General features: G+C 66.8%; 9 protein-coding genes and 1 pseudogene. 6 read left to right on the plus strand and 4 right to left on the minus strand.

All coding sequences use genetic code 11. The annotated features are described in order from the left end of the window. Positions 1–12: 12 nt before the first annotated feature. Positions 13–891 (plus strand): ParA family protein, encoded by an 879-nt coding sequence (locus ACQ3HB_RS08140; protein ID WP_430919391.1) that lies wholly within the window; start codon positions 13–15, stop codon positions 889–891. Positions 892–1,026: 135 nt separating this feature from the next. Here the strand turns inward: ACQ3HB_RS08140 and ACQ3HB_RS08145 are convergent, their stop codons facing one another. The 4 genes from ACQ3HB_RS08145 to ACQ3HB_RS08160 form a co-directional block, all read right to left on the minus strand. Beyond that, positions 1,027–1,575 carry a MerR family transcriptional regulator gene (locus ACQ3HB_RS08145; protein ID WP_430919393.1) on the minus strand — a complete coding sequence of 183 codons (549 nt, stop codon included), beginning with the start codon at positions 1,573–1,575 and terminating at the stop codon, positions 1,027–1,029. 245 nt (positions 1,576–1,820) lie between these two features. Next, complete coding sequence (ftsR, locus tag ACQ3HB_RS08150) at positions 1,821–2,528, minus strand: transcriptional regulator FtsR (RefSeq protein ID WP_430919395.1); 708 nt, start codon at positions 2,526–2,528, stop codon at positions 1,821–1,823. Further along, a complete protein-coding gene (locus ACQ3HB_RS08155) occupies positions 2,528–3,040 on the minus strand; it encodes an FHA domain-containing protein (RefSeq protein ID WP_430919397.1) in 513 nt (170 codons plus the stop codon). Before ACQ3HB_RS08155 ends, ftsR begins: the two co-directional genes overlap by 1 nt. Further along, positions 3,033–3,668: a CDP-alcohol phosphatidyltransferase family protein gene (locus tag ACQ3HB_RS08160; RefSeq protein WP_430919399.1), complete on the minus strand. Its 636-nt coding sequence runs from the start codon at positions 3,666–3,668 to the stop codon at positions 3,033–3,035. The genes ACQ3HB_RS08155 and ACQ3HB_RS08160 overlap by 8 nt, the downstream gene beginning before the upstream one ends. Before the next feature lie 148 nt (positions 3,669–3,816). Between ACQ3HB_RS08160 and ACQ3HB_RS08165 the strand changes: the two genes are divergently transcribed. The 5 genes and pseudogenes from ACQ3HB_RS08165 to ACQ3HB_RS08185 all read left to right on the plus strand — a co-directional run. After that, a complete protein-coding gene (locus ACQ3HB_RS08165) occupies positions 3,817–4,224 on the plus strand; it encodes an RNA-binding S4 domain-containing protein (RefSeq protein ID WP_430919401.1) in 408 nt (135 codons plus the stop codon). A gap of 129 nt (positions 4,225–4,353) precedes the next feature. Further along, positions 4,354–4,878: a VanZ family protein gene (locus tag ACQ3HB_RS08170; protein ID WP_430919404.1), complete on the plus strand. Its 525-nt coding sequence runs from the start codon at positions 4,354–4,356 to the stop codon at positions 4,876–4,878. A gap of 51 nt (positions 4,879–4,929) precedes the next feature. Further along, positions 4,930–5,667 carry a GNAT family N-acetyltransferase gene (locus ACQ3HB_RS08175; protein ID WP_430919406.1) on the plus strand — a complete coding sequence of 246 codons (738 nt, stop codon included), beginning with the start codon at positions 4,930–4,932 and terminating at the stop codon, positions 5,665–5,667. A 146-nt stretch (positions 5,668–5,813) separates the two neighbouring features. After that, a complete protein-coding gene (locus ACQ3HB_RS08180; RefSeq protein WP_430919407.1) occupies positions 5,814–6,548 on the plus strand; it encodes a GTP pyrophosphokinase in 735 nt (244 codons plus the stop codon). A gap of 211 nt (positions 6,549–6,759) precedes the next feature. Continuing rightward, positions 6,760–7,728, plus strand: a pseudogene (locus tag ACQ3HB_RS08185) (hypothetical protein); the annotation flags it as partial.

Raw genomic sequence — 7,728 nt, forward strand, 5'->3', positions numbered from 1 at the left:
ACGTTGTGCCTTGTGCATGTACTCAGCGTCAGCTCCCTCAAAGGGGGCGTAGGAAAGACCACCGTCACCCTCGGCTTGGCCTCCGCTGCGTTCTCGAAGGACATCCGCACCCTCGTGGTGGATCTCGACCCGCAATCGGACGTCTCCACCGGCATGGCCGTGGACGTCGCAGGACACCTCACGGTGACGGACGTCCTCACCTCCCCGAAAAAGAAGATCGTCGAACAGGCGATCGTGCCGAGCGGCTGGACGAAGATCCACCCCGGAACGATCGACGTCATGATCGGCAGCCCGTCCGCCATCAACTTCGACGGACCCCACCCCAGCATCCGCGACATCTGGCGACTCGAAGAAGCGCTCGCCCACGTCGAAGAGGACTACGACCTCGTGCTCATCGACAGCGCGCCGTCGCTCAACGCCCTCACGCGGACCGCGTGGGCAGCGAGCGACCGTGTCGCCGTCGTCACCGAGCCCGGCCTGTTCTCGGTCTCTGCAGCCGACCGTGCGCTGCGTGCCGTCGAGGAGATCCGCCGGGGTCTCAGCCCTCGTCTGCAGCCGCTCGGCATCATCGTGAACCGTGTTCGTCCGCAGTCGATGGAGCACCAGTTCCGCATCAAGGAACTCCGCGACATGTTCGGTCCCCTCATCCTCAACCCGCAGCTGCTCGAGCGCACCTCGCTCCAGCAGGCCCAGGGCGCAGCCAAACCGCTCCACGTCTGGCCGGGCGACACCGCTCAGGAGATGGCGAAGAACTTCGACATCCTCCTCGACCGAGTGCTCCGCACAGGTCGTGTCGGCGAGTACGCCGACGGCAAGGCTGCCGAGATCGACGACACGGCCGCCAACGCCGCCGCTGCCGCGATCGCGAGCACGCCCGCTACCGAGGAGTAGTCCAGGCACGGCGTCGGGGCGCCCGGTCCCTGATTCTGTCGACGGACGTTGGGTTCAGCGGGCACTTCGACAAGCTCAGTGACCGGCACGGGCGCTCGGTGACCGATAGGGGCGCTCAGGGCACGACCGAGCTGCTTACGCGCTGCGAGCACTCCGGCGAGCCGAGAGCTCGTCGAGGGGATCGGGCGACTGCGCATCGAACTCGACGAGTGTCGTTTCCACCTCGCGGAGGACTTTGCCGACGGCGATGCCGAAGACACCCTGGCCTCGGCTCACGAGGTCGATGACCTCGTCGTTGGAGGTACAGAGGTAGACGCTCGCGCCATCGCTCATGAGGGTGGTCTGCGCCAGATCGACGACACCGGCCTCACGGAGCTGATCGACGGCCGTGCGGATCTGCTGGAGCGAGATGCCCGTGTCGAGGAGGCGTTTGACGAGCTTGAGGACGAGGATGTCACGGAAACCGTAGAGCCGCTGCGAACCGGAGCCGGCCGCACCGCGGACGGTGGGTTCGACGAGTGCGGTGCGAGCCCAGTAATCGAGCTGCCGGTAGCTGATGCCGGCCGCACGTGCTGCGACGGCGCCTCGGTAGCCCTGACCCTCCTCGATCACCGGGAGGCCGTCCGTGAACAACAGTCCGCGGTCACCATAGCGTGACGGATTCTCGCGACTGAGTTCACTCATGTCTGCATCTCCTCGATTCACGCGACGGGTGCGCCGCTCTCACCACGGTACCGACGGCTCTGGTCCGAGGCAACGACATCGGCGCGAAGGCGTCGGCGTGTCGTCCACTTGTGCCGGAACTGTGATCCCGGCGGATGCTGCGCCCGGCGAACGGAATCGTCACCGGGGTCGTGAACCTCAGTGTACGCCTGCGCAAAGCGTCTGCGGTGGGAAGTCGTGCCGAGTCGGCGTTCAGGAGCCGACGTTCACGAGGAGTGCTGCGGCCGGTCGAGGGCGGATCGCACGAGACTGCTGCGCACTCGTTCGAGCTGGCCGGCGATCTCGAGCGCCCGATCCGCCGCTTTGGCGCGGCCGGAGGCGTCCTTCCGGCGGACGATGGGGCTGAGGGCGCTCTCGATGAGGCCGACCTCACGTTCGACGGACGCTCGGAAGCCACGCAAGTGGCGCGGTTCGATGCCGGAGCGCTGCAGGTCGACGAGGATGCGGAGCAAGGACAGGACCTCGTCCGAGTACGTCTCGGCAGGCAGGACGAGCGATGCGCTCACTGCGTCGTTGAACAGCTGAGGCGTCGCTCCAGCCGATTTCACGAGCTCGTTGCGCGACATCCGTCGGTCCGTCGGGTGGATCGTCTGCACCGCATCGGCCGAACCGACGCCAGGGAACACCGGCGAGCGTCCTGCGTCGACCTCGACGAGATAGGTGCGGATGACCTTGAGCGGCAGGTAGTGATCGCGCTGCATCGACAGGATGAGTCGCAGGCGTTCGAGATCGGCGGAGGAGAACTTGCGGTACCCGGACTTCGTGCGGGCCGGAGCGACGAGCCCCTGCTCCTCGAGGAACCGGAGCTTCGAATTGCTGAGTTCAGGGAACTCAGGAGTGAGCCGCGCCAACACCTGACCGATGCTGAGCAGCGGTCCGCCTTCCGGCTTCCCGTGCGCTTGCGGCGAAGCCACTAGCTGCCCAGCTGGCTTGCGAGGTCGATCCGCGACGAGTAGAAGGTGAGCCGGAACTTGCCGACCTGCACCTCCGCGCTGTCGCTCAGGAGGGCGGAGTCGATGCGGACGCCGTCGAAGTAGGTGCCGTTCAGCGAGTTGAGGTCACGGATCTCGAACGCAGTGCCGTGGCGGTGGAACTCGGCGTGACGACGGGAGACCGTGACGTCGTCGAGGAAGATGTCGGCGTTCGGGTGACGACCGACGGTCGTGACGTCCGCGTCGAGCAGGAAGCGCGCACCGGCGTTGGGACCGCGACGGACGATGAGGAGGGCCGAACCGGACGGCAGAGCCGCGATCGCCTCCTTCTCCTCAGCGGTCACATCGGAATCGATGGCCGCGAGAGCAGCGCCGAGGTCTTCGCCGAAGGTGAGCGTCGTGTCGACCTCGCTCTCGGCGTTGGGGGCGTCTTGATCCGCGACGTCGCGGTTGTACGCTCCCGTCGTCGGGTTCTTGTCGTCATACTCAGCCACCGTCGACCTCCTCTCGTTCAAGCGTATCTGATGCGCGACCCCTCGTGAGACGAGCGGCTCGAACGATTCGCACGGTTTGGGTGAGGTAGATGATGCCAGCGCACCAGTAGAGCGCGGCACCGACGAGCGAGCACACCCAGCCGACCGGCGTCGCGACGGCGCCGATTGCCGGGAACGCGGCTCCGAGCATCAGGACGGGGAGACCGACGAAGAGCATCGCGGTGCCCCACTTGCCGATACGGATGACCGGCAGGATGTGGTGCTTGCGCCGGTGCAGAGCGATGCCGAGGCCGATGAGCAGGAAGTCGCGTGCGAGGATCGTCGCCACGAGCCACCACGGGATGAGCTCGCGCCAGGCGAGGCCGAACAGGGCGGCGAGGATGTACAGGCGGTCCGCCGCCGGATCGAGCTGCTGACCGAGCTTGGTCACCTGACCGAGCTTGCGGGCGAGGAATCCGTCCAGGAAGTCCGTGAACCCGGAGAATGCGAGCGTGCCGAGCGCCCAGAGGTCGTACCCCTGGATGAGCAGGATCAGGAAGACCGGAACGAGGGCCAACCGGAGCATGCTCAGGAGGTTGGGGATGGTCAGAATGCGGTTGCTGACCTCGTTCCCCTCGATGTCCGCCACAGGACCAAGCCTATCGGCGCACCAGCCCAGTGGCTACGCTGCGCGGGCATGTCGGAAGGACGGGATGTCGAGTCGGCAGCCTGACCTGGGGCGCCCTGCACGCCCATGAGCACCGCACGTCCCGGCGCACAGCATCTAGAGTCGAAGGATGGAGACCACCCCGAGCGTCCGTGTCGACGCCTGGCTGTGGGCCGTTCGACTGACGAAGACGCGGTCCGCCGCTGCGACCGCATGCCGCGCCGGGCATGTTCGCGTGAACGGCGATCGCGCCAAGCCAGCTCAAGCGGTCCGCGTCGGTGATGAGGTGCGGCTCCGAGTCGCCGGGTTCGATCGGATCGTCGAGGTGAAGGCGGTCATCGCCAAACGCGTCGGTGCGGAGGTCGCAGCGACCTGCCTCGTCGATCATTCCCCTCCTCCCCCGTCGAAGGAGCAGCTGTCCGCCGTGCCGCAGCGCGATCGCGGCGCCGGACGACCGACCAAACGCGAACGACGCGATCTCGAGAAGCTCCGGGCCCGTGGGCCGGAGAACGGGCTCGACGACGAGTTCGAGGACTGACGGTCCCGCGCGACGGAGCGGACGAGACGGGCTGGCGGACACGACCGGCCGGCGGAGACGACGGGCTGGCAGGACGTTCGCTCAGGCAATGCTCGGCGACTGTCCAGATCGACCGTCCAGACTGACGGGATGTTCCGACGCCACCCCGTGCTCAGCACCCTCACGCTCGCGTATCTCGCGCTCGTGGCGTTCGTGACGCTCGGACCGCAGCCGGTCGATTCGTCGGACACCGGGTGGGTATACCGTCTGCTCGGTGTCTTCGAACGGTTCGACGCGACGTCCTGGATCACCTTCGACCGTCTCGAATTCGGTGCGAACATCGCGATGTTCATTCCCATCGGGCTGTTCTTCCTCCTCTTGTTCGGTCGTCGCCTGTGGTGGCTCGCGATCCTCATCGGTGCGACGCTGACCGTCGGGATCGAAGCCGCACAACTCTTCATCCCCGGCCGGGTCTCGGATCCTCGTGACCTCCTGTCGAACACGATGGGCGCCGCAGCAGGGGTCGTCGTCGGCCTCGTGCTCACGATCGGCGGCGCCAGACGTCAGCGTGAGCGGGATCGTCGTCGTGCGATGCTGCGGCAGGGGCAGCGCGAGCGTCAGCACCATCAGGGCCAGCGTCAGGGACAGCCCGCTCATCCTGCGATGCAGCGCTGAGCCCGGACAGCACCACTGGCGGGCGTCGGTGGACGGCACTAGCGTGTCGACATGACGAACGACGACGGTTCGGCGGGGCGGGTGGACGACCAGAGCCGAGCGGCTCAGACCCCGACCGCGCGGATCCCAACGAGCCAGATCCCGCCGGGCCAGATACCAACAGCGCCGTCTGCGTTGACCGGGCGGTTGGAGATCAGGCCGGCGGTCCAGGTGCCGTGGGAGGACGTCGCGAGGGTCTTCGAAGGCCGTGGCGATCCGAGCCGGTGCTGGTGCCAGTATTTCGCGATGCCGAGATCGGAATGGCGGGCATCGACCCCCGCAGGCTGCCGGAGTCGATTGCAGGAGCAACTCGCGGGATCGGCCAGTGGTAGAGGACTCGTCGCCTCCCTCGACGGCGAACCCGTCGGCTGGTGTGCGGTCGAACCGCGTGCGCACCTCCCCCGGCTGCTCGCATCGCGGATCGTCACCGCCAGTCCGCGGCCGCCCGCGCGAACACCTGCTGACGACGCTGAACCGACAGAGGACGGGGTCTGGGCGCTCACCTGCTTCGTCGTGCGGAGCGGTCATCGGAGGATGGGTATCGCGACCGAACTCGCCCGTGCTGCTGTGGAGTGGGCGCGCGCGCAGGGTGCGACCGTCCTCGAGGGGTATCCGGCCGAGACCGAAAGGCGCAGGACCAGCTCGGCGGACTTGTTCGTGGGGACGGTCGCTCAGTTCACGGCAGCCGGATTCGTCGAGGTCGCACGACCCACGCCGGCTCGTGTCATCATGCAGCATGCCCTCGGCTGATCGTCGGATCCGTCCACTCGGACGACTCTCACAGCTCCCTGAGATGTGCTCCAAGACGCGTTCAGTAGAGTTCCGGTGACGGACCGTCGGTCAGTGTGCGCGGCCACGGCCGTCCGCCCGTCGTGAGTGAAGGAGCAGGCGAACGCATGAGCGGACCATCGGACAACCTCGGAGAGATGAAGCGTCTCAAGGACGAGTTCACCCGCTTCATGATGCTGTACAAATTCGGCATCGACGAGATCACGACGAAGATCAACATCCTCAAAGAGGAATTCAGCCAGATCCACGACTACAACCCGATCGAGCACGTCAGCTCCCGGCTGAAGACGCCGGAGAGCATCATCGGGAAGATCGAACGGAAGCAGTTCGGTCAGGACATCGAGGACATCCGCGCGAACATCACCGACATCGCGGGCGTTCGGGTGACGTGCAGCTTCATCTCCGACACCTACAAGGTCTTCGAGATGCTCACGGGTCAGCAGGACATCCGTGTGGTCCAGGTCAAGGACTACATCAAGGACCCCAAGCCGAACGGGTACCAGAGCCTCCACGCGATCGTCGAGGTTCCCGTCTTCATGTCCGACGGTGCGACTCCCGTCTTCGTGGAGATCCAGTTCCGGACGATCGCCATGGACTTCTGGGCGAGCCTCGAGCACAAGATCTACTACAAGTACGACAAAGCGGTACCGGACACGCTCCTGTCGGAGCTGAAGAACGCTGCCGACGCCGCCAGTCGACTGGACCTCAAGATGGAGCACCTGCATCGGGAGGTGCAGGCGTTCGAGGTCGAGCATCCTGAGCAGCCTCCGGCGCAGGAGCAGCGGCCGCTGTCACTCGCGGATCGGGTCATGACGGAGTTGCTCGAGGGTCTCGAGACCTGAGGACCGCCGACGCACCTGCGCCGCACTCTGGTCCCTGAGCCTGTCGAAGGGCAGGCCTCGCGCGCTGCACTCCGGTCCCTGAGCCTGTCGAAGGGCAACACCCGACGGATCAGCTGGCCGCATGTCGCCGACACTCGTTGGGTAAATAGCCCAGGTCAGCGTCATATTCGACACCTGTATCAGTGTCGGTGGTCGATGCGATGATCTTTCCATGACCCTCACCGCCCCGCCCACCACGACCGGCGCGGCCGAGCCCGGCGCTCTGGCCGCGGTCGACGGTGCCTTCTCTCGGTTGCACGCGGTGTGGGACGGCGCCCGGCCCGCGTTCGGACATTCGGCTCCGGCTGCTGGTGCTGCGATTGCGGGATCGAGTGGTCTTGCTGCGGTGGAGCTCGAGTCCATGGACGACCCGGGGTTGCTCCGGGTCGGTGAGGAGCTCGGTGCGCTCCAGCACGCGCTCGATGCCGCCCAGGCGGCCTGGGCTGGCACGGTTGCTGCGCGTTCCGGGAAGGAGCGTGGCGGTGACGGGCTCGCGAAGTCGCAGGGGTACTCGTCTCCGGTGGCGTTGCTTACGGATCGGTGGCGGGTCGCCCCGGCTCGGGCTGCGGTGTTGGCGGAAGTCGGGTCTGCGGTCGTGCCGAAGCGCACGTTCCTGGGCGAGCTGCAGGAGTGTGAGTTCCCGGCGATCGCGGAAGCCATCCGGCCTGCTCGTGATGCGTCGGGCTGTTCGGAAGCACCGCCGGTCGCGCTCACGGTCGATGCTGCAGCGGTGATGGTCCGTGAGCTCCGTCTCGGTGCCCGCGTCGCCACCACCTTGAAGACCGCCGCGGTGGAGCGGCTCTTGGTCGAGCACTGCGTCGGGGTGACTCCGGGGGATGCGAGGAAGGCTGCAGTGCGTGCGCGGATGATCCTTGACCAGGACGGCGCCCAACCCCGGGAGCAGATGCTGCACGCACGCCGGTCGTTGCGGATCGTGGAACTGCCCGGCGGGATGACGAAACTCACCGCGGTCCTGGATCCCGCGTCGGCGATGTGGGTGCGTGGCGCGATCGATGCCGTCGTCAGTACGGCCCTCCGCACCCCACACTTCGTCCAGGCCGCGGGTCCCGACGGCAACGGAAGCGACCCGCGCAGCTCATCGGCCTCCGACGCCGGCGGACCTTCAGCCACTGGCGGATCC

Source organism: Plantibacter lichenum (assembly GCF_050587525.1).
GTDB lineage: Bacteria > Actinomycetota > Actinomycetes > Actinomycetales > Microbacteriaceae > Plantibacter.